General features: G+C 42.1%; 19 protein-coding genes and 1 tRNA gene. 3 read left to right on the forward strand and 17 right to left on the reverse strand.

The window, feature by feature from the left end:
- Positions 1-29: 29 nt before the first annotated feature.
- The 12 genes from ACFOWS_RS01945 to ACFOWS_RS02000 all read right to left on the reverse strand — a co-directional run bounded on the left by ACFOWS_RS01945 (position 30) and on the right by ACFOWS_RS02000 (position 15,893).
- Entirely contained in the window at positions 30-1,139 is a 1,110-nt protein-coding gene (locus tag ACFOWS_RS01945; RefSeq protein ID WP_366587028.1) for a bile acid:sodium symporter family protein, read from the reverse strand.
- 19 nt (positions 1,140-1,158) lie between these two features.
- The gene (locus ACFOWS_RS01950; RefSeq protein ID WP_379762247.1) at positions 1,159-2,439 is read right to left on the reverse strand and encodes a mandelate racemase/muconate lactonizing enzyme family protein; all 1,281 of its coding nucleotides are present in this window, start codon (positions 2,437-2,439) and stop codon (positions 1,159-1,161) included.
- Between the two features lie 15 nt (positions 2,440-2,454).
- A complete protein-coding gene (locus ACFOWS_RS01955; protein ID WP_366587024.1) occupies positions 2,455-3,390 on the reverse strand; it encodes an RraA family protein in 936 nt (311 codons plus the stop codon).
- Positions 3,391-3,458: 68 nt separating this feature from the next.
- A complete protein-coding gene (locus ACFOWS_RS01960) occupies positions 3,459-3,914 on the reverse strand; it encodes a nuclear transport factor 2 family protein (RefSeq protein ID WP_379762249.1) in 456 nt (151 codons plus the stop codon).
- Positions 3,911-4,864 carry an RraA family protein gene (locus ACFOWS_RS01965; protein ID WP_379762250.1) on the reverse strand — a complete coding sequence of 318 codons (954 nt, stop codon included), beginning with the start codon at positions 4,862-4,864 and terminating at the stop codon, positions 3,911-3,913. The genes ACFOWS_RS01960 and ACFOWS_RS01965 overlap by 4 nt, the downstream gene beginning before the upstream one ends.
- A gap of 116 nt (positions 4,865-4,980) precedes the next feature.
- On the reverse strand, positions 4,981-6,480 hold the full coding sequence (locus ACFOWS_RS01970; RefSeq protein ID WP_366587016.1) for a mandelate racemase/muconate lactonizing enzyme family protein: 1,500 nt from the start codon (positions 6,478-6,480) through the stop codon (positions 4,981-4,983).
- A 31-nt stretch (positions 6,481-6,511) separates the two neighbouring features.
- Positions 6,512-8,047: a SusD/RagB family nutrient-binding outer membrane lipoprotein gene (locus ACFOWS_RS01975; protein ID WP_379762251.1), complete on the reverse strand. Its 1,536-nt coding sequence runs from the start codon at positions 8,045-8,047 to the stop codon at positions 6,512-6,514.
- A gap of 10 nt (positions 8,048-8,057) precedes the next feature.
- Complete coding sequence (locus ACFOWS_RS01980; protein ID WP_379762252.1) at positions 8,058-11,420, reverse strand: SusC/RagA family TonB-linked outer membrane protein; 3,363 nt, start codon at positions 11,418-11,420, stop codon at positions 8,058-8,060.
- A 271-nt stretch (positions 11,421-11,691) separates the two neighbouring features.
- Positions 11,692-12,858: a FecR family protein gene (locus ACFOWS_RS01985; RefSeq protein ID WP_379762253.1), complete on the reverse strand. Its 1,167-nt coding sequence runs from the start codon at positions 12,856-12,858 to the stop codon at positions 11,692-11,694.
- 87 nt (positions 12,859-12,945) lie between these two features.
- Positions 12,946-13,488 carry a sigma-70 family RNA polymerase sigma factor gene (locus ACFOWS_RS01990; protein ID WP_366587006.1) on the reverse strand — a complete coding sequence of 181 codons (543 nt, stop codon included), beginning with the start codon at positions 13,486-13,488 and terminating at the stop codon, positions 12,946-12,948.
- 513 nt (positions 13,489-14,001) lie between these two features.
- A complete protein-coding gene (locus ACFOWS_RS01995; RefSeq protein ID WP_379762324.1) occupies positions 14,002-15,552 on the reverse strand; it encodes an amidohydrolase family protein in 1,551 nt (516 codons plus the stop codon).
- Positions 15,553-15,808: 256 nt separating this feature from the next.
- A tRNA-Leu gene (locus tag ACFOWS_RS02000) sits at positions 15,809-15,893 on the reverse strand.
- A gap of 97 nt (positions 15,894-15,990) precedes the next feature.
- Here ACFOWS_RS02000 and ACFOWS_RS02005 point away from each other — a divergent pair.
- The 3 genes from ACFOWS_RS02005 to ACFOWS_RS02015 all read left to right on the forward strand — a co-directional run bounded on the left by ACFOWS_RS02005 (position 15,991) and on the right by ACFOWS_RS02015 (position 19,197).
- Entirely contained in the window at positions 15,991-17,382 is a 1,392-nt protein-coding gene (locus ACFOWS_RS02005) for a dipeptidase (RefSeq protein WP_379762255.1), read from the forward strand.
- 165 nt (positions 17,383-17,547) lie between these two features.
- Positions 17,548-18,648, forward strand: coding sequence for a DUF4407 domain-containing protein (locus ACFOWS_RS02010; RefSeq protein WP_379762256.1), 1,101 nt, complete (start codon positions 17,548-17,550; stop codon positions 18,646-18,648).
- Between the two features lie 108 nt (positions 18,649-18,756).
- Positions 18,757-19,197 carry a hypothetical protein gene (locus ACFOWS_RS02015; protein ID WP_379762258.1) on the forward strand — a complete coding sequence of 147 codons (441 nt, stop codon included), beginning with the start codon at positions 18,757-18,759 and terminating at the stop codon, positions 19,195-19,197.
- Positions 19,198-19,240: 43 nt separating this feature from the next.
- On the opposite strand, the gene ACFOWS_RS02020 is transcribed toward ACFOWS_RS02015, so the two are convergent.
- The 5 genes from ACFOWS_RS02020 to ACFOWS_RS02040 are packed head-to-tail and all read right to left on the reverse strand — an operon-like array spanning position 19,241 to position 23,186.
- Positions 19,241-21,010: a MutS-related protein gene (locus tag ACFOWS_RS02020; RefSeq protein ID WP_379762259.1), complete on the reverse strand. Its 1,770-nt coding sequence runs from the start codon at positions 21,008-21,010 to the stop codon at positions 19,241-19,243.
- The gene (locus ACFOWS_RS02025; RefSeq protein ID WP_379762260.1) at positions 21,011-21,376 is read right to left on the reverse strand and encodes an MmcQ/YjbR family DNA-binding protein; all 366 of its coding nucleotides are present in this window, start codon (positions 21,374-21,376) and stop codon (positions 21,011-21,013) included.
- Positions 21,377-21,378: 2 nt separating this feature from the next.
- Positions 21,379-21,774: a Dabb family protein gene (locus tag ACFOWS_RS02030; RefSeq protein ID WP_379762261.1), complete on the reverse strand. Its 396-nt coding sequence runs from the start codon at positions 21,772-21,774 to the stop codon at positions 21,379-21,381.
- Between the two features lie 6 nt (positions 21,775-21,780).
- A complete protein-coding gene (locus ACFOWS_RS02035; protein ID WP_379762262.1) occupies positions 21,781-22,404 on the reverse strand; it encodes a DUF4230 domain-containing protein in 624 nt (207 codons plus the stop codon).
- Between the two features lie 32 nt (positions 22,405-22,436).
- Positions 22,437-23,186, reverse strand: a complete 750-nt coding sequence (locus tag ACFOWS_RS02040) for a cyclase family protein (RefSeq protein WP_379762263.1) — start codon at positions 23,184-23,186, stop codon at positions 22,437-22,439.
- Between the last annotated feature and the right edge of the window lie 6 nt (positions 23,187-23,192).

The raw sequence follows: 23,192 nt of genomic DNA on the forward strand, positions 1-23,192 counted from the left end.
ATAACTAAACTAACTCAAACAACTATTTTTTATTCTTGTGCTGTTTCCATGTTCGATGCCTTCTCATCTTTAGGGCTATTTTTGTGCCAGTGCGACGCCAAAATAGATCCTGTGATATTCATCATAGGACCAAACACAGCTGGTGCCAATCCTACTGTGGCCACTTTACCCATTTCATTGGCAAGACCCGAAGCGAGCCCGGCATTCTGCATGCCCACCTCAAAAGCAATGGTTCTGCAAGAGCGCTCATCGAGCTTGAAAATCCTGCAACCCCAATACCCAAAAAAGTAACCACACAAGTTATGGATAAGTCCCACCAATATGAGCACAGCTCCCATGGTCAACAGGTTGTCACGACCTGCTGCCGTAATAATGGTGATAATCAAGGCAATTCCTCCCATGGAAACCAATGGCATGGCTTTATCAAGCCACGCCGTTTTTCCGTGAAAAAGTTTGTTAAAAATTAGTCCGCCTGCAATAGGCAAAATAGTGATTTTGATAATACTCCACATCATTCCCCATAAATCGATGGGGATTAATTGACCGCCAAAGGTCTTCATTAGTATTGGTGTTACAAAGGGTGCCAATAGCGTAGCTACTGTGGTCAAAGTAACAGAAAGGGCCAAATTGGCTTTTCCGATATAAGCCATGACATTTGAAGCCAATCCACTTGGCGATGACCCAATCAGTATAACACCAGCTGCTATTTCGGGCGGAAACTTAAACAAGAACACCAAGGTTGCACCTACCAAGGGCATTATGGTGAACTGGCAAACCAGCCCTATGAATACCGCTCTCGGGCTTTTTACCACCTCGCCGAAATCCTTGAGACTCATTGTAGTCCCCATACCGAACATAATAATCTGTAACAGGGGCACAATAAGGGCGTTCAACTCGAAACCACCCAAACTAGTAAACATTTTGGGATAGGTCATTGCCATGGTTACTCCTGCAAAAATAAGCAGGGCGAATGAAAAGCCTTTTGTAACATGGTGTCCCCTAAACCCAAATGACAATGCAAGGAAAAAGAAGGTTAGTAAAATTCCAAAAGTGGAAAACTGGCCAGTAAAATAAAAATAGGCAGTAGCTACGGCCAATATCGCTGCCGCCCCAAGAATATATTTATATATCGACTTCACAAATCTGGTTTTTCAATTTTTATTCAAAGAAAGGTATTCCTTCTGGAGCATATTTCTTCATGGCTTCTTCATTAATGTCCACCCCAATACCGGGTTTCTCCGATACCGTCACAAAACTGTCTTTTACCCAATCGGCTTCGTCATAGGTTACAATTTCCTTGAACATTGGATCGGTGTGGAAATAGGATTGCCATTCCATTAAATGGAAGTTTGGTACGCTAGCACAAACGTGGGCACATGCCATTGCGCCTAAAAAGGAAGCCACCATGTGTGGAGAAAACGGCACATAATACAAGTTGGCCAGGTTGGCTATACGCTGACCTTCACCAAGCCCACCACATTTTTGCAAATCGGGCATGACAATATCAACTCCATTATCCAGCAATTGTTTGAAACCATGGCCAAGATAAACGTTCTCGCCTGCCGAAATGGGAGTGCTTGTTTCTTCGCATAAAGTCTTGAAAGCATCAAAATTCTCAGCGGGTATGGGTTCCTCCAACCAAGTTAGGTTAAGGTCTTCCACTTTTTTGGCAATTGTTTGGGCGGTTACATGGTCGTAACGTCCGTGCATGTCGACACATAGGTCTATTTTAGGCCCAACAGCTTCCCTTACCGCCGCAAGCTGGTTATACATCCTAGATATTTCACCAGGACTTGCAGTCCAGTTATATAGATCATATTTGTCAGGGTCGCTGGCATAATCCAAATCGAATTTAAGGGCATTAAACCCCCAGTTCTTTATAGCTTCAGTAGCCGCATTGGCAAAATCCTCTGGAGAAGGAAAGCGAACTCGGTACAGGGCGGTGTCACAGTATACGCGGACTTTATCCCGGAATTTCCCTCCCAAGAGTTTATAGACCGGTAAATCGAGGGCTTTGCCCGCCAAATCCCATAAAGCCGTTTCAATAGCTGAAAGTACCGCAACATAGGTTCCAGATTGTCCACCACCGAAATGGCCGGCTCTACGTATATCTTCAAAAATTTTATGCACATTAAACGGGCTTTGGTCTCTTAAAAAATAGCCCATTCGCTTCACCAAATGATAGGTTCCTGGTACAGCATCCACACCTTCTCCACACCCATAAATTCCTTGGTTGGTATGTATTTTTACGAACAAGCCACTACCGCGACGAATGAAACCACACTTTACATCGGTTATTTTTAAGTCTGATGGTGCGGAAAGTTTTGGGTTTTTGTCCATTGCCTGCACATATTCGTTGCCATAAGTGCTTGATACCATACCCAAACCGGCTGTCGCCAATGCTGATTTTGTAATAAATGATCTTCTCGAATTTTTCACTTTATATAGTTTTTATTACCAGGTTCTATTTTTTAGTATTTCTTGAATTTGTTCTTTGGGAACGGGAAGTTCATCGATATGATCGTTGAGCCATTTGCTAAAATCTTTTTCGATGTCGTCCGCCCATCGGGTATCAATCTGACCCGCTGTATATTTCCCTTCACGGATACGCTGGTGCCCGAACATATCACGTAAGCGAACAATTTCAGACGTGGTCACCACTTTTTCAGCTAAATGTGGGGGAATAAAGACCACTACGCCCAATTTACCGAGAACCACATCACCCGGCATTACGGTCACCTTTCTAATCAATGTGGGTTGGTTGATGCCTATGATCATGGTATTCAAATCGCCAGGAGGATTATGATGTGAGGCATCATAACTGGTGTAAAAGGATGTGAATCCTCCTATTTCCATAAGCCCTTCAACATCTCTTAAGGCTCCATCATATACAATTCCGTTGCCGGAATTGGCATAAATGGCGTTGCCCACGTTATCACCAATGGTTGGACCATCTATATCTGCTCCAAACTGATTTGCCACATACACATCTCCTTTCACCAAAAGATCTACAGGCCATGTATTCTGACCTCTTTTTCCTTGGGCTTTCCCTCTATCATCAATGGCTTTCCATACGGCTGGCCTTCCAGGCATGAATGTAGCGGTTAGGGCACGACCTACCAATACGCTATCTGGGTTGATGAGCTTCCAGTCTTCGGCAATTTGATACCTGTACCCTGCATTTTTCATCACAGCCCAAGCCTCTTCAATACTCACGGATTTCATCCGTTCCAAGATGGCATCCGAAACTTTGGGTCTACCGTCCTCAAATCGTTCACCTTTCCACTCGGGGGTCAAGAAAATCAGTTCTTCTTTGGAAATCTGTTGGGCTAAAACCTGTCCCACCAGTCCAAAGAGAAACAGTGTTACAAATACTCCTCTTTTTAACATGGTTTGAATTTAGTTAGTTTATATCCAGTTTATTATCCTTAAAAATTCTTATTTAGTTCTGTTCTTTTTCAGAGTTTATAGGCTTGTCTGGCCAACAAAACGACCTCATTGTTTTCCTTTTTTTGAAATACCATAATGATTCCAATCCTAACCTTTGCCGGATTACCTGCATTTGTGGCATCTGCAGAAAGAATATGCCGAACAATAGCTGTGTTTCCTGATATGGCAACACTCTGATCTTCATTGGTGATGGACACAAAACGGAAAGGACCGTTCATTACATCATCTATAAATTCTTGCTTGTCTTGAATGTTTCCACTAGAATGGCCATAGGATAGATTGGGTGCGGTTATGGAAGACAAGGTTTTTGAATCCCTATCAATAAGTGCTTGGTCCAGCTCCCCCACAGCTTGTAGAACCTCTTGCTGGTTCAACGTCTCACCCTCGCCTTGCGAAGTGCATGAAACAACGAGGCCAATCACCAATACTGCAAGGATGTTTCTAAAAAATTCGACCTTCATCATGGTTGGTAATATCTACTGTTAGCGATATAATCGTTCAGTTCTTTTCGGGTCATGGGCAGTTTGGCTTCTGGGTATTTTTTTAGCCAATCCAAGAAATCTGCTTTGATTTCATCCGTCCAACGGGTATCAATCTGTCCTGCGGTATATGTTTTTTCACGAAGTCTTTGGAATCCAAATTCATCGCGTAAAGCCACTACTTCTGAAGAGATTACCAACTCGCTCAATAAATGTGATGGGATAAAAATGGTTCCATGTCTGTTGGCCAAAACCACATCACCGGGCATCACAGTGGCACGACCAATGCGGATAGGTGCATTGATTGTGGTCAACATTTGTTCTTGAAGATAAGAAGGGTCTTCATCCCTGTACCAACCATTGAATCCTTCTATTTCCAGTAGTCCGCCAAGATCGCGAACACCTCCATCGAAAACTACACCATTCTTGGAATTGGCGTAAATGGCATTACCAAGGTTGGAACCAATTAGGGTTCCGTCTATGATTCTTCCATAGCCGTCAGCTACATATACATCACCATTTACCAAAATTTCAATGGGCCATGAGTTACTGCCACCAATGGTATCCCGTTTTTCCTTGGCACCTTGTAGTTTTACATATTCTTTTAAATCGGGGCGAAGAGGAACATACTGTGCCGTTACAACTCTACCGGTCATAACACCCTCGGGGTGGATGATCTTCCAACCTCCCTCGTATTGGTTGTTATAGCCTTTTTGGCGCAAATAGCCCCATGCTTCTTCTATTCGTATCTTCTTTAATCTGGAAAGTAGGGCATCCGATACTTTTGGCCTTCCATCATTGAAACGTTCGCCTTCCCACTCACTGGTCAGGGCCTTAATATAATCCAGTGATGAAGCGACCCGTTGCGCATTGCCATTGACGGTGGCCATAAAGCAAAGCAACAACACCATCATTTTTACTTGAATGTATTTCATATCTAATTTTAGATTGGTTTACAAAATTTTAATGTCGGCCCAAGACCTCCAAAGCATAATCCCAGGCCGACTTTTAAAAAAAACTAAACAACTTAAGAACTTTTGAGCTACTAATACTAACTATAAGTCCTATCGTGTGATCTAAGTTCGTTCCACTCGTCCGTAGACTTGAAGAAGCTCTTATCTCTTGGATCCAAGTGTTCCTTAACTACATCCTCGTTCAACTCAATGCCCAGACCTGGGGCTGTCAAAGGAACAGTAGCGAATCCTTTATCGATCATTTTAAATCCTCCAACGGTTGTCACCAAATCTTCCCACCAAGGCAAATCAACAGAGTGATGTTCCAATGACAAGAAGTTCTGGGTAGCGGCCGCACAGTGTACGTTTGACATGAAGGAAACAGGTGTTCCAGCTTGGTGCATGGCCATTCCAATTCCAAATTCCTCAGCATAATCGCCAATTCGTTTGGTTTCCAAAAGACCACCAGATGAAGCCAAATCTGGGTGTACAATATCAACCGACCTGTTATGGATTATTGGCTTAAAGTTTTCCAAGAAATGGATATCCTCACCCGTGGTGGTAGGCGTTTCAAGAGCTTCTGAAATAGTTCTCCATTGCTCTGTGTACTGCCATGGCACCATATCTTCCAACCAAGCCAATCTGTACTTATCCAATGCTTTTCCTAAACGTATACCATTGTTCAAATCGAAGTGTCCGTAGTGGTCGGTGGAAATTGGCACTTCCCAACCTACCATTTCCCGAACATCAGCAACCCGTTGCGCCAACATTTCCAAACCTTTTTCTGTGATTTGAATTTGGGTGAAAGGGTGCATGGTGTTTCCATAGGACATGTAATTTCTACCATCGCCCCATTGCGATAATCGTCCATTTTTATCTCTCCAGAATTTATCATTCACCAAGGTTCCAGAATCTGGCGGAAGTGAAGAAATGGCCACATCCATTTTCAACCAAGTATACCCTTGGGTATTCATTCTAAAGTCAATCAACTTTTTCTGTTCCTCAGCACTTTGGGCTTGGGGCGTATCGGCATACAAACGCACTTTATCTCGATACCTTCCACCCAATAACTGCCATGCAGGAACATTATAGGCCTTACCACAGATATCCCAAAGGGCCATTTCAACAGCACAGACACCACCGGCTTGACGGGCTGGTCCCCCGAACTGCTTAATGCTCTTGAATATCTTTTCAACGTTACAAGGGTTCTTTCCTAAAATTCGGCTTTTTAAGAAGAGGGCATACCGCACATCGGCGGCATCCCTTACTTCTCCAAGACCATATATTCCTTGATTGGTTTCAATCTTAATGATGGCCGTACCTCCCATAACATTGGTAAGGGCGTATCGCATATCCGTGATCTTCAAGTCGGACGGAGCTGACATCCTACTTACCTTGGAGGTTGTCTGGGCAATGGTATCCTCAATACCCAATCCCATCATACCGGTCATGGCAATTCCCCCCAAAGCGGTTTTCTTAAGAAAATTCCGTCTATCGTCGGTTGTTTTGGGGTTATCTATTTCCGCCTGCCGAGACAGGCTATACGCTTTTTCTTCTTGCTTGGTCTTAGCAATAATTTGTTTTAATACTGATTTCATGCTTTATTATATGTTATAATTTCGGTTATTATTAATCTACATCCCACCAAACCTTGGTATCCAAGTTATCAGGTCCCATTCTGGAGACCGCCTCTTGAAGATTGGCCTGATTTACGGCAATTTCGGCAGTAGGATATGTTAGCCTATTTATGAAATCACCTGTAATGTCCTGAGCTGGGTATGGATTTGGTGTTAAATCTGGAAAACCTGACCTTCTAAAGTTGGCAAACAATTCAGGCCCATTCAAAAAAGAGGCCACCCAATACTGTGTATTGATTTCCTCTGCTGCATTGGCCAAATTCAATGGATTTGCTGCAATGTATGTGTCAATATCAGCATCAGCTATTGCCACACTTTCCCCGTAGGCCGCTACTTGCTCCATATGACCTCGTATTCCATTTTCGTAATACTCGGCCGCATCTCCTGTTACCCAGCCATTAACGGCAGCTTCTGCCAGCAATAATTGGGTTTGGGCATAGGTACATAGGAATGATGGTGCAGCTTGTGCGCCATACGTGAAGCGATCTAATTGTGAGAAATCATAGAAACTGGCCAGTCCCAAGTCGCTAACAACCGTACCAATAGTACTGTTGTCATAGCCCATGGGCATTCCCACTTGGTCAGAAGGGTCTTTGGATGAGATATCCACTGTCTGTTCCGGTCCTGAGGCCGCTCCAACGTACCGAATAGCAAGTGAAGCCAATCTTGGGTCATCATTGGAACTCAAGTAGTCTACAAAAGCATCTACCAAATAAAAGTTATTGGCTTCTGTTCCGTTGAAAACACCAAAGTATGGATTGGAGAAATTGGTATCATGACGAATAACAAAATTGTCATCGTTAGATTCCATTACCCCACCATTAAAACCACTTGCAACAGTTTGTTGTGCCAAAGTGGCATCCACATTGGAGAGTCGCATACCAGCCCTTACCAAAAGGGAGTTGGCCAATCTTCTCCACTGATCCAAATCGCCGGCATACAAAGCTTCTCCATTTTCTGCTGGAGCGGAGGCACTTAAAGCGTCCCGGGCCTCGGTCAACTCATTTATTATGTCTGGATAAATTTGTTCTTGGGGGTCGTACTTTGGCAATACTACTTGCTCAGACAATCCTTTACCTGCCTCAAAATAAGGGATATCCCCATATTCATCAGTAAGGACCATAAAGGCATAGGCTTCCAAAATACGGGCCATTTGTAACAAATTTGACCGGTCCGATTCTGCACTGTTAAGCTGGAAGATTACATCACTCGTATGTTTTATAACATTTTCGAAGTAATCATCCCATTGATTACCTGTGTTGTTCCTATTGTCCTGATTATAGTTTGCCCCAGACACAAATCCAGAGTTTGGGGTTACAATCTGTTGAACAATGGCTTCGTCATAGTAGATATTGCTACCAGGGGCAAAGGCCAACCCAACTATTGCATTGTTCAATAGAAACACGGGATCTACACTTTCACTAGTAGGGTCTACAGTATTGGTATTGAGTTCATCAAAATTCTGTTCGCACCCCAATAGACCTATCAGGATTACAAAAATTAAGATTCTATTCCCTATATTTTTCATGATGTCTTATTTAAAATTTGACGTTTAGGTTAAACCCGAGACTTCTTGTGGTCGGTACACCTGTTGATTCAAGTCCAGAAACATTATCAGAACTGAAGCTAAAAGAATCAGGGTCAATATTGGGAACCCATTTTTTAAGCATCGCCACATTGTTGGCAACTAGGCTCAAGGTCACTCCTTGTACTGGGGAGTCTTCAGGAATAAACTTCCTGAAATCATACCCTAGCGTAACCTGTCTCAATTTCCAGTATCCAGAATTGTATACAATGGGTTCAATCAACTGCTGTGAGCGCACAACTTCCCAATAGGTTTGGGATTCTGTAGCAACAGTATTGGGTTCACCTGCTTGGTTAACCCCTTCTCCAACAACTCCAGTTTCTCTTCCAGGGAGGGTCATCTTGTGAAGACCATGCCTAGTGGCGTTGAAGTTGGTACCTGAAATCATTTTACCGCCCAGTTTAAAGTCAATCAAAAAGGACAGATTAAAATCCTTGTATCGTACCGTATTGGTTATACCTCCAACCCATCTGGGCAGCGCACTACCATAAAATTTGATATCATCTGATCGCAACGGTCTTCCGTCATCTGCAAAGACCTGTCTTCCTTGCTCGTCGAACTTGTAACCAAAACCAGCCAATTGACCGATTTCTTCACCTACAACTTGGTATAGGAAACCATTGAATATGTGGTTACCCACCAAAATACTTTCCCCTTCTTCATCACTTAGGAGGCTGATCACTTTGGTCTTGTTGTAGGAAGCGTTAAAGTTGAAATCCCATCGTAGATCATCATTTCTAATGGGTGTCAAGTTCAATAACATTTCAATACCGTCACTTCTACTTTCTCCGCTGTTGATCAACTGGCTTATAAATCCTGATGAGTTGGAAATCTGAGCTGGAATAATCTGATCTATGGTCGTCTTACGGTATACAGCCAAATCCAATCCTACGCGGTTGTCGAACATTCTTAAATCAACACCAATTTCCGTCTCCTTAACACGCATGGGGCGTAGATTTGGGTTTGGAAGTGTGGAGGTGTTGGCACCAGCAACTGGATTGGGTGCTCCTGTTGGACCAGGAAAGAAGTTAGCATTGATGTCATAAAACAATGCATCTGAATATGGGCTAACATCGGTATCACTTCCCACTTCGGCATAGGCTGCTCTAAATTTACCCAGCGTCAACCATTCCGCACTGTCACCCAATAAATTGGAGAATAGTACACTACCGGAAACTGATGGATACAGAATACTTCTATTTTCTTCGGATAGCGTGGAGAACCAATCGTTACGAGCCGTACCACTTAAAAAGTAAGTATCCTTGTACGATAGGTCAACAGCTCCGTACAAGGAGTTGATTCCTCTTTCTGAAAGTGAATATGTTGGGTTCTTTACCCTACCATTTTGCACGGTATACAAATCGCGGATCACGAAATCAGTTACATCAACACGATTCAAATCCTGTCTTCTTCTCATTTGGTTACCACCAACGTTGTAGCCCACTGCAAAATCTTCGTTCACATTTACATTACCAGACAAAAGGAAATCCACATTGGTCTCTCTATATCGTCTTGCGGTTTGTGTAAACGTTCCATTAAAGAAAGGCGCTGGGGCAGATGGTCTTGAAGCTTGGCCGGTTGGGTACCCATTATACTGTTGGGAGCGTGACCAATAATCTTGTCCTACCCGAACTTGACCGATCAACCAAGGCGCAAATTCATATCTTGCCAAAACGTTTCCGAATATTCTATCCCTTCTTATTTCGTTAAACTGTTCAGAAAGTGTGAAATATGGGTTGGTACGGTTTCTAAATCTACTGTACACAAACTCGTTCCCTTCCGCATTGAACTTTTTCTCATCCAACAAATCCAAAGGCATGGAGTTGGCCATGTTGTACAAGGCAACAGAAATTGTGTTATCCTGCTGACCTACGTTGGGTGGGTTTATGTTTTTCTCGTATGAATAGTTGATATGGGACTCAATGGAAAGTTTGTCAGACAAATCGTAGTTTGCCCCAAAGTTTACCGTTTTCCTATTGAACTCATTGTTTGGCGTGATACCCTTACTTCCCAAATTGGACAGGGAAAGGTTGAATCCTCCCTTTTCAGACCCGTTTGAAATGGAAATGGAATGGGTGATATCAGTACCGTTTCTATAAAACTTTTTTATTCTGTCTCGCACTGGAACATAAGGGACTTCAACACCATCAAAAAGAACTTGGGTCATTCCTGGTTCAAAACGCTCACCAAAAGACCACTGTCCAGAGGTTGGGTTGGCCGATGTTGGCCTTACTCCATTTTCACCTTGTCCATATTCATATTGGTAGTCCGTAAAATCCAAAGGCGTATGGTCCGTCACGTTGATGTTATAGGTAACTCCCAATCCTTGTTGACGTCCGCGGGACTTTGTGGTGATCATAATAACACCATCTTTCGCCCTGGAACCATAAAGTGCAGCTCCAGTGGCACCTTTTAGGATAGTCATGCTTTCAATATCATCTGGGTTGATACTGGAAAAACCATCACCACCATCAGAATACACCCCACCACTGTTAGTACCTACTTCAGAACTGGAACTACCCGGGCTGGTACCAAAAGAAGTATTATCAATTGGAACACCGTTAACAACAATTAATGGGTTGTTAGTGCCAGAAATTGAAGATTGACCACGAATCCTAACTTTGGATGATCCACCGGGTCCGGAACTCAATGAAGAAATGTTTACACCGGCCACCTTACCTTGAAGGGTGTTCATAAAATTGGAAGAACGGTTCACATTGACCTCATCTGAGTCTACTTGGGCAATGGAATATCCCAGTTTCTTGGTTTCCTGCTTAATACCCAAAGCAGTGACCACTACTTCATTAAGGTTTTGAGTATCTTCTTGCAAAGTAATGTCAAGGGTTGTGGCACCTCCTACAGGGACTTCCTTACGGGCAAAACCAATGGAACTCACCACTAAAACAGCGTTAGATCCCTGAACCGTAATTTGGTAGATTCCGTCAAAATCAGCGGCCACCCCATTAGTGGTTCCTTTTTCAACTACAGATGCCCCGGGTATTGGCACACCATTGGAGTCTGTAACCGTACCTGAAATTGTAGTTTGGAAATTCTCCTCTGGAAGCGGGGAAAGGCTAGCTTCCATGGGCGCGACATCGATTGCGTTCTTGGTTTTGAGAACAATTTGTTGTTTGTTAAAAAGATAAGAGATGTTTGTGCCACTGAACAGTTGGTCCAGTATTTCTGTGATCAATTTTTGGTCTACGCTAATGGTGACCTTTCTTTGAGCATTTACTTTTTTGTTGTCATAAAAAAACTTGAATTCTGAAACAGACTCAATCTGATCGAACACTTGTGCAATCTCTACATTTTCCATATCCAAACTAAGTTTGGTCTTCTGGGAGTAAGAATTTGCATGTGTCGAAAAAAAGGAAACTATCAAAAAAAGTGCAGTCAGTTTCACCGTCAGCGACAAGTTGTTAGTTAGACAAGGCAGAGTGCTCTTGATGTAATTTTTCATACCTTTGTAATGTTTTTAGTTAACTTAATTTTTTGAGTTAATAATCTCAATCGGGTAGATGTTGCAGCATCTCCCGATTTTTTTATGTGCTTTTATTTCATAGGCGTATAAATTGGTTTTTGGTTATTTATTCTAAAATGGTTATTTGCTCTTTTTCGATCAAGTAATCAAAATTTGTTTCCGCCACAAACGTATTGAGCACTTCCTCAATGGTTTCAACATCAAAAGTGGCCGTAAACACTCGGTTTTCCAGTTTCTTGTTCTTATTTTGGATGGACACTCCATAGTGCCTTTCCAATTTTTTCAAAATATCCTTGAATCGCATTCCCCGGAGAACCAATTTTCCTTGCATCCAACCAGTGTACAGTTCAGTATCCACTTCTTCGGTTTGGGCGGATTTGGTTTTTTGGTCCCATTGGGCCATATGACCGGGCTCCAACAACACCGATGCGTCTCTGTTGTCTTCTATTTCGTTGGTGTTCAATCGAACTGAACCTTCTACCAGTACTGTATTGATGTTGGTTTCTTCGGGGTAGGCATTCACATTGAATTTAGTTCCCAAGACCTCAACGTCCATGTTTCCACTGGTCACCACAAACGGGTGATCCGTATCTTTGGAAACATCAAAAAAGGCCTCCCCTTCCAAATACACTTGTCTTTTCTTTCCAGGTATAAAGTTGACTGGATAACGGAGGGATGACCCTGCATTTAAGTATACATGCGAATTGTCCGATAGGACAATATCAAAACGTCTCCCATTGGGGACATACAATGTATTGTAGACCAACTCCGTTACATTTTCCTTGCCGGAATAATCCAGTTGATTGCCATTGCGCTCACCTATTCTATTCCCATCTTGATCCAAAAGCTCCTCCTGCTTTCTTTCAGAAGAAAGTCTGATTTTTTCCCCATTGTCAAAGACAATCACTACACCTTCATCTTTTGGATTGCTGTCCATTATATCCTCTGGACTGCCATTGTAATTCCAATAGGCATATCCGGCTAGAAGGACAATCAGAAGAACAGCCGCATATTTATAACTGGTGCGAATGATGTGCCGGGTTCTAGCTTTACGTTTCTTTGCCAATTGTTTTTCCAATACTTTTTCCCAAGCTTGATCTGCATCCAATTGTGTTAAACCTGAGATATCTCCACCATTCCGGTAAAACGTTTCAATCTTCTTAAAAATGCCCCAATTCTCGTCAGAGGCCTCTAGCCATTCTGAAAGTCTCAACGTTTCTGACGCAGTGAGTTTTGAAGTAAGTTTTTTATATATCAGTAAAGCGACTTCCATAGGCTATTTTGACTAAGTGGTTTTTTCCACCATTTACCTATATAATTACTAAAAAGAAAAAACGGGTAGTGCAGAATTGTTAAAATGTCAATTTTTTAAAGAAAAAAACGTGACAATCATAATTATTAGACTAAAAAAATACGAAGTGCTAAGGTTGTGGCGCAGAATTTTAAAGGCCTTCTTTAGATGGTACTTTACTGTGTTTGTGGATATTCCAAGAACATCTGCCGTATTTTTATATTGCAGTCCTTCAATAACACAGAGCTCAAAAACCCTTTTACATTGATCGGGCAAAACATTTAGTGCCTTTTGCACCTCAACTTTACCTTCTTTATCAATTAGTTCTTGTTCGTAGGAAGTATCATACAATCGTACCGTGTCATCCAATCTACGAATCTTCTGACCTGACTTGATTTTTAATAAACTGGCATTCTTGATGGAGACTCTAATATAAGACGGAAGGTTTTCTATAGTATGGATATCTTTTCGAGTCAAAAGTTTGACCATAACATCTTGCACGACATCTTCCGCTTCTGCCATGCTGTGGAGGAATGTAAATGAAAGAACACACCATTCCTGATAGTGCTTTATGAAAATTCCTCTTATGGTATCTTCAGTTTGATTCTTCATTGATCTTAAAAATGCTTCTTTATTGACCGGGGTTATTTACATTGAAGAATGCATAAAAATAAGTGCAATTATTTCAAAAAAACCACTCTAATATATTCAAATATTTTTGATTTCATAAAATTTACTTAAAAAAGAGAAGGTTTACTATTGGCTTAACCAAATATTCAATTTTATTGGATACTCCTATTTCGAATACTATTCAACAACAACATCTTAACCCTTGAAATCTTGATCATATAAATTGATTTTACTATGAATCAACGGCTTATGCAAACGATTTCGTAAAATATAAATGTCATTTACACATTTCATATTAAAGATATTTCACTACTTCATAGGTCTTTTTCGCTTCATTTAAAATCATTCTGAATTTTAACGCTCTTTGTTGATTTTGTTAGAAATAAAATTTGGGATGGTCCCGAAAGCTAGAATTGTTCATAAAAAAGGGTCATCAAATCTTGGATTTAATGGCCCTTTTCCTCTAATTTCTTTGATTTATAATGCTGTAGTAGGTCAATCAGAACCTTTCAACCCCGGTTGGATTATTTCATAATCTTTATCCGCCTTTGACTTTTCAACAATCTCCTTGACATCAGAAAGTAATTGTTTGGCATCATAAATTATTCCATCCTTAATGGTATACTTAACACCTCCAACACGGATCACTTCATTATCTTCTGTAAGTTTTATGCTCCCTGTACCATATAAGCTTTGCAGATTGGCCACCGGATTTTCTTCTAAAATCACAAAATCCGCCAATTTTCCAGGCTCTATCGTTCCAATCTCGTCATCCATTCCAAGAGCTTCGGCACCATTTAAAGTAGCGGCTTTGATGACTTCCAGAGGATGAAAACCCGCCTCGCGCAACAACTCCATCTCCCGTGGATATGCAAACCCATACAATTGATAAATAAAACCTGCATCCGTACCAATGGTAACCCTGCCCCCACGGTTTTTATATTCATTTATGAAGGCCATCCAAAGCTCATAGTTCTTTTTCCAGGTAACTTCCTTTTCCGTACCCCAAGCATGCCAATACGATCCGTGGGATTGTCGACTAGGGGCATAAAACTCCCAAAGGGAAGGCAAGGTGTATTCCTCATGCCACTCCGCTCTCCGCGCCCGGGTCAAATCCCTGTTGGCCTCATAAATTACCATGGTTGGGGAAAGTGTAAAATCCAGTTCCAGCAACTCATCCATTACACTGTTCCATTTATCAGAAAAAGGAGGCGCGGCCTGAGCCCACAACTGACCTGCTTCGCCAAAACGGTCCTGCTCATTTTGGTAGTTATAATCCAATGAATAGTCCTGAACGGTTCTATCAAAAAACAAAGCTTCGGGCAAACCATACCAATGCTCCATGGAAGTGAGTCCCGCTCGGGCACTGTTCAACACATTCCATTCACCCACATATGTTTGCGCATGATGCATCTTTGAGCGAAGCCCCAGCTTCTTGTTTTCTTCAAGAGCAGCCTGCATAATCTTGGGTGGTGCACCAAAAAATTTAATCCCATCTGAACCACTCTTAGCATTGGCACGCACCCATTCCCTAGCCTGTTCTGGTGTAGAAATAGGAGTTTCAGAACCTGCTCCAAAAAAGGTATACGCCTTAATTCGTGGAGCCGTAATCTTGTTTTCAGCGCTTTTTTTCTTTTGATCCAAGGTCCAGTCCAACCCGTTTCCACTTCCTGGGTCTGCAATGGTTGTAATGCCATGACCCATCCAAAGTTTAAAAACATACTCTGCGGTGGTGCCCTGTGCTTTTCCGCCAATATGGGCATGGGTATCCACAAATCCAGGCAAAATGTACATGCCCTCAGCTTGAAGTTCCTTACCACCCGGTTTTAGTTTTGGGCGTTCGGCCTCATTGATCTTAACCCCAGGATACCCCACGGTTTTTACCTCAACGATACGATTGTTTTCGACAACAATATCTACAGGTCCAATGGGCGGGGACAAATTTCCATTGACCATGGTAGCTCCACGAATGATGAGCTGTGACCACGGACCTTCACCTTCGGTTCTTTCCGGAGCTTTTTCAACCTGCCCCAATGCCATCTTCATAATGAATAGGCAGAAAATAGTCAAGAGGTTTAACTTTGAGGTTTTCATATAAATGCTGGTTTTTCATTATTTCCCATCAATATACAACCTACTTTGATTGAATGGGTACTGAGATCAAATTTTATGATGTGGAACCACCTAGTTCACCAAACAAAAGATTCAATAGATGCCTAACTAAAAAATGGGCAATTAGCTCTTTTGAGCTTGAAAAAGAAGAATAAAAAAGCCTCTCAATATTGAGAGGCTTATATTCTTTTGGTGCGGGTGAAGGGAGTCGAACCCCCACGCCTTGCGGCACTAGATCCTAAGTCTAGCGTGTCTACCAGTTCCACCACACCCGCAAAAGGGAGTGCAAATATAAATCAATTTTCCGATTTGCAAACCGGCCTACTTTAAAAACTTGTTTTTTGTACTTTTAGTGTCCTTTTTAAAACATATATGGAACAACTAAACAACTACATCAACACGCACAAAGACCGATTCATTAACGAGCTTATTGAACTTCTAAAAATACCTTCCATCAGTGCAGACCCCGCATATTCCACGGATGTTTTGGAAACGGCAAAGACCGTTAAAAAATCACTGGAGGATGCCGGTTGTGACAACACGGAAATCTGCGAAACCAAGGGTTATCCCGTGGTTTACGGGGACAAAATCATCGACCCCAACCTACCTACAGTATTGGTCTATGGCCACTACGATGTGCAACCCCCGGACCCTATGAATCTTTGGGATTCCCCTCCTTTTGAGCCGGTGATAAAGAAAACCGATCTACACCCAGACGGCGCCATTTTTGCGCGGGGTGCCTGTGATGATAAAGGTCAATTTTTTATGCATGTGAAAGCTGTGGAGTTCATGATCAAGAACAACCAGCTTCCCTGCAATGTAAAATTCATGATTGAAGGTGAGGAGGAAGTAGGAAGCGATAGTTTGGAGGATTTCCTAAAGGAAAACAAAGAAAAATTTAAAAACGACATCATCTTAATTTCCGATACGGGGATGATTTCCAACCACACTCCATCCATTACCACTGGACTCCGAGGACTGAGTTATGTTCAGGTGGAAGTGACCGGGGCCAACCGTGATCTTCATTCCGGGATATATGGGGGGGCCGCACCCAACCCTATCAACGTGTTGGCCAAGATGATTGCCTCACTGCATGATGAAAACAACCGCATCACCATCCCTGGGTTTTATGATAAGGTTGAAATCATTTCGGATGAGGAACGTGCGGAAATGGCCAAGGCCCCTTTCAATTTGGAAGCCTATAAAAAAGCCCTCGACATTGATGATGTACATGGTGAAAAAGGCTACACCACCACCGAGCGTTTCGGAATCCGACCTACCCTGGATGTGAACGGCATTTGGGGCGGCTACACGGGCGAAGGTGCAAAAACCGTAATCGCTAGCAAGGCTTATGCTAAAATTTCAATGCGATTGGTGCCCAATCAAGATTGGCACGAGATTACTGACCTGTTCACGAAGTATTTTACGTCCTTGGCCCCAAAAAGTGTTAAGGTGAAAGTGACACCACACCATGGTGGTCAGGCGTATGTAACCCCAATTGACAGCGATGGCTACCAAGCAGCTTCCAAAGCTATGGAAACCACTTTTGGCAAAACCCCGGTGCCACAGCGCACAGGTGGTAGTATTCCCATCGTGGCACTTTTTGAAAATGTTTTTGATAGCAAGACCATTCTTTTAGGGTTTGGATTGGACAGCGATGCCATCCACTCCCCCAACGAACATTTCGGGGTCTGGAATTTCCTAAAGGGCATTGAGACCATCCCCTATTTTTACAAGTACTATACTGAAATGGCCAAAGGCTGATTTTTCAATTATTGCATATAACTAAAAAGCCACTTAAAAGTGGCTTTTTTGCGTTGATTATGTAACAAATCACCCCAAATCACGTTCTAATAAACAACCTGCCCTGAGCACCTGCCTGTCTGGCAGACAGGTAGGAAGCCGAAGGGTCAATCAAAGAACACTATCATGCTACAACGATTTTTTATCTTCTGTTCGGGAGCCGACACCCTTATTCTTGAAACCTGTTCCAACGGCGAACGCAATAAATACGCTGGTATTGGCGCCACCGTTTTCTTCACGGCTATCATGGCGTTTATTGCCAGCAGTTATGCACTTTACACAGTTTTTGACAATATATTCACCTCTATTTTCTTTGGTTTGATTTGGGGACTATTGATTTTTAACTTGGACCGATACATTGTCTCCACCATAAAAAAACGTGACAATTTTAAAAGCGAATTACTGCAAGCCGCTCCTCGAATTGTTTTGGCCATCATTATTGCCGTGGTGATTTCCAAGCCTTTGGAAATGAAGATTTTTGAAAAGGAAATCAATCAGGTGCTATTGGAAGAAAAAAACGCCATGACCTTGAACAACAAAGAACAATTGGCCCTGCAATACACTCCAAAAATTGAAAGTCTAAACCAAGACATTGCTTCGCTAAAAAATGAAGTAGCCGCCAAAGAGGCAGAGACCAATTCGTTGTACGACACCTATATTTCCGAGGCCGAAGGAACCGCCGGAACGGGCTTATTGGGCAAAGGTCCTGTTTATAAGGAAAAACGGGAAAAGCATGATGCATACTTAGCAGAACTGAATGCTCTTAAAGAAACCAATACGGCTAAAATTGAAGGGTTGGAAGCCCAAATTGTCGCTTTGGAAACTGACTACAGCACCGCCGTCTCAAATTCCCAACCCATTATTGATGGTTTTGATGGCCTGATGGCCCGCATCAATGCATTGGGAAAATTGCCATGGTTTCCGTCATTTTTTATCTTTTTATTGTTCTTGGCGATTGAAACCGCCCCCATTATTGCTAAACTCTTAGCTCCAAAAGGGGAATACGATTACAAATTTGAAGAGCAGGAAAGTGTGGTAGCCACCTGGGTGACCCAAAAAGTGGCGCAACGCAAATTGCTGATGGAAACGGATGGTGAAATCAATACACAAATCTATGCCGATATTAAGAACGAGGAAGAACTCTATCGCTACAAAAAGGAAAAAGCAGAAGAGCTGCTCCGATTACAGGCCGATTCTTTCCATAATGTGCAAGTTAAGGGTTTGTAGCTGACGTTGAATTGGAAATGGAATTTCCTAAACTTTGCTCCTGTTTATAGAAAGGCAAATATCCTTTGATATAATACACTTTGTACTGAGCTTTTTCGAAGTATTAAAATGAGAAAACGGATATCAACAAACATAAGAAATTGGAAATATGTTCCAATAATTATTGGAATATTGATGATTGGAATCATTTTTAAAATCTTGACTGAAAATAATGATGACCTTTTAGCTATTGGAATTTTGTCTTCATTCATCTTCCTACTTATTGGTTTATATTTTGTTTTTGATAGAGCAAAATCAATTGAGTTTGATGATCAATTCTTATTTATCTCATCAAAAAATTCAGATGAAAAAATCCCGCTAAAAAAAATCATTGGAATAAAAAAGACACTAGCTGAAATTAATGACCGTGACATTTGGAAAATATATTATCGAGATAAAAACAATCTCGAAAAATCGATAAGAGTTTGGCCTCGATGGAATTCAAAATACTTTGAAGAATTTAAAAACATTGCTTTGAGTATTAATGACAAAATAGAGGTAAAAAATTGACTTTAAAGAAACTACAATCAAAAACGACAGTTAAAAAAGGACTTCAATCCACTATCCCCATATTTTTTAGGAGAAAAGAGGCATTCATATTTTGGCACACCCCTTCTTTGAATTTATAATCGAAGAACAGCTCCCCATTTACAATCTGGGCATCAAAATATTTGTTTTCCACTTCCGGAAGTTTATCTGCCAAGGTACACAAGCTTAAATCGTGGGTGGCCACCATGCCCGTTGACCTATTTTTCACCAAACGCTCTATAAATTTCTTGGAACCTTCGGCCTTGTCCACACTGTTGGTCCCTTTCAGGATTTCATCCAGAATCACGAACCCATCTGCTTTTTCCAATTCTTCCACAATGTATTTTAGGCGTTTGAGTTCTGCATAAAAATAGGAAGTCTCATCCGCCAATGAATCCGAAGAACGCATGCTGGTCAACAAGCGAACTGGGGCGTACTGCACTTCCTTTCCTTTTACGGGCAATCCCATATTCGCCATAACAATCTGAAGCCCAATCGCGCGCAAAAAAGTGCTTTTTCCGGCCATGTTGGCACCTGTGACGATGCAAAAACGGCCTTTTCCTAACTCAAAATCGTTTAAAATGTTCTTTTTAGGGTCCACCAAGGGATGACCCACTTCTTTTGCTCGCAACACAACATTACCCTCAACCAAATTTGGATACGAATGGTCGGGGTGATTAAACGAGTAGGTACCCAAGGTAATGTAAGCATCAAACTGAGCAATGGCCGAAAACCATTCCTCCACCTCATCGCCATAGGCTTCAATCCAAACTTCTATACGATGCGCAAAATACAGACTCCAAAGTAAAAATCCCTGTCCGAACAGCAGCACCAAAAGATTATTCTGTTGCTCAAAATTGTCCAGTCTACGGCTAAAGTTTTTCAATATTTTGGAGGTCTTTTCACCTTTAATATCTAGTTTCTTTTGAAGGTTCTGTAGGAGTTCCGATTTAAAATTTTGACCCTCTAATTCAGAAATCAATTTTTGGTGTTGCTGGATAGTTTCCTGCGCTTCGGACACTTGAACCGCAAACTTGAGAATGCTCTTGGAATAGCGACCGACAATCCCAATCCCCAAAAAGAACCAGAGTACTACCAAACTTTCGGGTATGTGGCCCAAAATGGTCAACGCAATTAATACGATCGAGGTCAATCCAAAAAGTGCTGTCACCATTCTTGTCCGCTTTGGCGTAAAGGGTTTATGGCTTTTCATCCAGTTGGACACCAAATCTGGGGAAATTCTAGGCTTGGTTTCCCCAGCCAATGCCGAAAAATGCTGTCGCCACTCAGGCAACTGGGCCAATTCTTGAATGGCTTCTTGTTTTTTGGCTATATCCTTCGGATTACCATCCAATAAAAGTCTTGAAAACACTCTTGTACCCTGAACCAAAGTTGTTCGGTTGGTGTATTGATAAAAGGACCCTTTGCCAAACACATCCAAATCCTGCGCATAGGGATGGTCGGGTTGCAAAAATTCTTTCCCGTCTGGCAAATGGTGATAACGGCGGGCCAAAATTTCCAATTCGGTATTATTGATATCAATCAACCGTTGCACATAGTGTTTGTGACGCTTTACTTCTACAAAACGCAACACCATATACACAAACAACACCAGACCCAAGGGAGCCAGCACATAAACCGTTGTTGTTCCCCAGAAAAGGTAAATGCCCAGCGCCAAAGCCGCAAAAATTGACAAACGAAAAGTGGCCAATAACGCCAACTTCTTTTTTACCCGTTGTAATTCTACCTCATGCTTGTCTTTCTGGGAGGTGTAAAAAAGCTGTAAATCCACCATCTATTTTCCGGTGCTATTTTGCAATTCTTGTTGCAATTTTTTGGTTAGCCCACCCACCACAAGTTCATACGAATGATCCACCAGTTCCAAAATCAATTTAGCAGGCAGATTTTCCAAGAAAAGGGTGTTCCAATGTTTTTTGCTCATGTGATATCCCGGAATGATTGCGCCGTCGTATTCTTCCCGAAGTTCCACGGCCCGCTCTGGGTCGCACTTTAAATTGCATTGGGGAGGAAGTCGTTCTAAAGCAACCAGGGCAAACATTTTGCCCATGACCTTGAACACCAACGTATTTGCATCAAAGGGAAACTCCTCCGTAACTCCTTTTTTCGTGAGACAATACTCGCGAAGTTCCTCTACGTTCATACCTAGATGCCTTGTGAATCGTACACAATCACCTTTTCCCACAAATCTTTACACTCTTCGATAAAAACAAGATGGGGTTCTTCGTCTTGGTAGGCCGCTTGTGCTTCAGCCGATTCAAAGGAAAGAATCAAGGAGTAGGTGAAGGAATCATCCACTACATCGCGAACGGCTTTTGGCGGTGTGCCAATGAATTTGGTCTTGGCGTATTGCGAATTGTCCAGAAACTTCTTCAACGAAGCCTCAAACTTGGCCTTGTCGGCTGCATTGTCAGGATTTTTAAACCAGAAATATACCACGTGGGTAAAGGTGTGGTCAAAATTGCTCATATCGTTTTTGATTTGTACACAACTGGAGGAAATTATTCCCACCAAAAATAGTATGATGATCCTTGTTTTCATGCTTGTTTATTGTTCTATGAATTGTTTTTCTCGATTTGAAATTTCCAAGGCAGAATAGTCCAACGTCCAGCCAATGGTCTCCACAATTTTTTCCACCACCAAAACGGCCTGCAAGGCTTCTTTTCGTGCAGTTTCCATCAATCCGCTTTCCGGAATTTTCTGTTTGATATGTTCCTTGGCCTCTTGGTTCAATTTGGTAAGGTCATTGGGTGAAAAGCTGTTGAACAGCCCATTTTTAATATCATAAAATTGTAAATCGGGTTCAATGGACAGGACTTCAGGCTCGGGAAAATTACGCAATATGATGCGTTTATTTTGGGTATCGGCCGATAAATCCAACTTCCCCAAATCATACCCAATGTGCGCCTGGGCCTTCACCACAATGAGTGCTTTTTTCTTGCTTCGAAAAAGACTCATAAAGCTATCCTTAGTGTTTTCGTAATGATAAATTTCGGCAAAATCACCCTCCACCGAAACCAATTTGCATACACTGCGAATCTTATCCAACAAGACGGTGGATTGCTGTTCGGTGATTTCTTTGTTCTTCTTTTTTCGGAACAGGGAGTACACCCAATACATGAGTATTGCGCCCAATATTATGCCGAGAATGGTATCAACTATTTCACCCATTGGTTAAAGATATAAAGTTTGGGGACAATCCTTTAGTCCAAAATCTTATAAAGAATCGGCCTGCTTGGACTGGCATCATTCTCAATGGGTGCTACTTGCAGGTCTAAAAAATAGGTGCCATCCACCACTTTGTTGGGCACATAAATAAATTCCGTAATGGTAGCTTTTTCCCGTGGTTTGCCCTTGACGTTCCAAAAAGCTTTATGGGACAACAGTGCACCTGTATCCCGTTCTTTGTCCACCGAAGGTAAGTCTATTAACAGATGCTGCACTCCCTTTTTTACCAAATAGTCCGCTGCTGCTTCCAGCAAATAAGGCGGATTGGTATCCGAATATTTTCGGGACCGCTTGTCCTTGAGATTGGGCAGGGTGCGAATCACCACCGCTTCCCGTTTTTTGTTGCCCAACGCGTATTTGATTTGCTTTTCGGAAATGACAAAGTCCTCCCCTTCTTGTTCTGGGGCCACCGTTATAACCTCAGCCAAAAAGAAGAACTGCTTCATTTTTTTGTTGACGGAATGAAAGGCTTCGGTGATATGACCCAGACATTCCGTATGGGTTACATGCGAGTGCGGATTAAACCAAATGTCATTGAAATTTACCGGAGCCCCTTCCGAAACCTTGCCCACAAATCCGTCTTGTTTATGCGGGAAGATTTTTGGAGGTTCCAAATACCACGCATTTACCCCGTCTTCTCCATCTTGAAGGGGAATGGAGATATCAAGGGGTTTGGTGAGGTCTATTTTATAATTTCTGGAGTTGTGTTTTATGGCGGCTATCATGTATGT

Source organism: Flagellimonas marina, from assembly GCF_042651185.1.
Classification (GTDB): domain Bacteria; phylum Bacteroidota; class Bacteroidia; order Flavobacteriales; family Flavobacteriaceae; genus Flagellimonas; species Flagellimonas marina.

Coding starts and splice junctions, on each gene's coding strand:
- ACFOWS_RS01995 (WP_379762324.1), bottom strand. CDS start 15,552: ATGAAGATGGCATTGGGGCAGGTTGAAAAAGCTCCGGAAAGAACCGAA.
- ACFOWS_RS01960 (WP_379762249.1), bottom strand. CDS start 3,914: ATGATGAAGGTCGAATTTTTTAGAAACATCCTTGCAGTATTGGTGATT.
- ACFOWS_RS01965 (WP_379762250.1), bottom strand. CDS start 4,864: ATGAAATACATTCAAGTAAAAATGATGGTGTTGTTGCTTTGCTTTATG.
- ACFOWS_RS02040 (WP_379762263.1), bottom strand. CDS start 23,186: ATGATAGCCGCCATAAAACACAACTCCAGAAATTATAAAATAGACCTC.
- ACFOWS_RS01970 (WP_366587016.1), bottom strand. CDS start 6,480: ATGAAATCAGTATTAAAACAAATTATTGCTAAGACCAAGCAAGAAGAA.
- ACFOWS_RS01975 (WP_379762251.1), bottom strand. CDS start 8,047: ATGAAAAATATAGGGAATAGAATCTTAATTTTTGTAATCCTGATAGGT.
- ACFOWS_RS01980 (WP_379762252.1), bottom strand. CDS start 11,420: ATGGAAAATGTAGAGATTGCACAAGTGTTCGATCAGATTGAGTCTGTT.
- ACFOWS_RS02030 (WP_379762261.1), bottom strand. CDS start 21,774: ATGAAAACAAGGATCATCATACTATTTTTGGTGGGAATAATTTCCTCC.
- ACFOWS_RS01955 (WP_366587024.1), bottom strand. CDS start 3,390: ATGTTAAAAAGAGGAGTATTTGTAACACTGTTTCTCTTTGGACTGGTG.
- ACFOWS_RS02025 (WP_379762260.1), bottom strand. CDS start 21,376: ATGAACGTAGAGGAACTTCGCGAGTATTGTCTCACGAAAAAAGGAGTT.
- ACFOWS_RS02015 (WP_379762258.1), top strand. CDS start 18,757: ATGAGAAAACGGATATCAACAAACATAAGAAATTGGAAATATGTTCCA.
- ACFOWS_RS02020 (WP_379762259.1), bottom strand. CDS start 21,010: ATGGTGGATTTACAGCTTTTTTACACCTCCCAGAAAGACAAGCATGAG.
- ACFOWS_RS02035 (WP_379762262.1), bottom strand. CDS start 22,404: ATGGGTGAAATAGTTGATACCATTCTCGGCATAATATTGGGCGCAATA.
- ACFOWS_RS02005 (WP_379762255.1), top strand. CDS start 15,991: ATGGAACAACTAAACAACTACATCAACACGCACAAAGACCGATTCATT.
- ACFOWS_RS02010 (WP_379762256.1), top strand. CDS start 17,548: ATGCTACAACGATTTTTTATCTTCTGTTCGGGAGCCGACACCCTTATT.
- ACFOWS_RS01990 (WP_366587006.1), bottom strand. CDS start 13,488: ATGAAGAATCAAACTGAAGATACCATAAGAGGAATTTTCATAAAGCAC.
- ACFOWS_RS01985 (WP_379762253.1), bottom strand. CDS start 12,858: ATGGAAGTCGCTTTACTGATATATAAAAAACTTACTTCAAAACTCACT.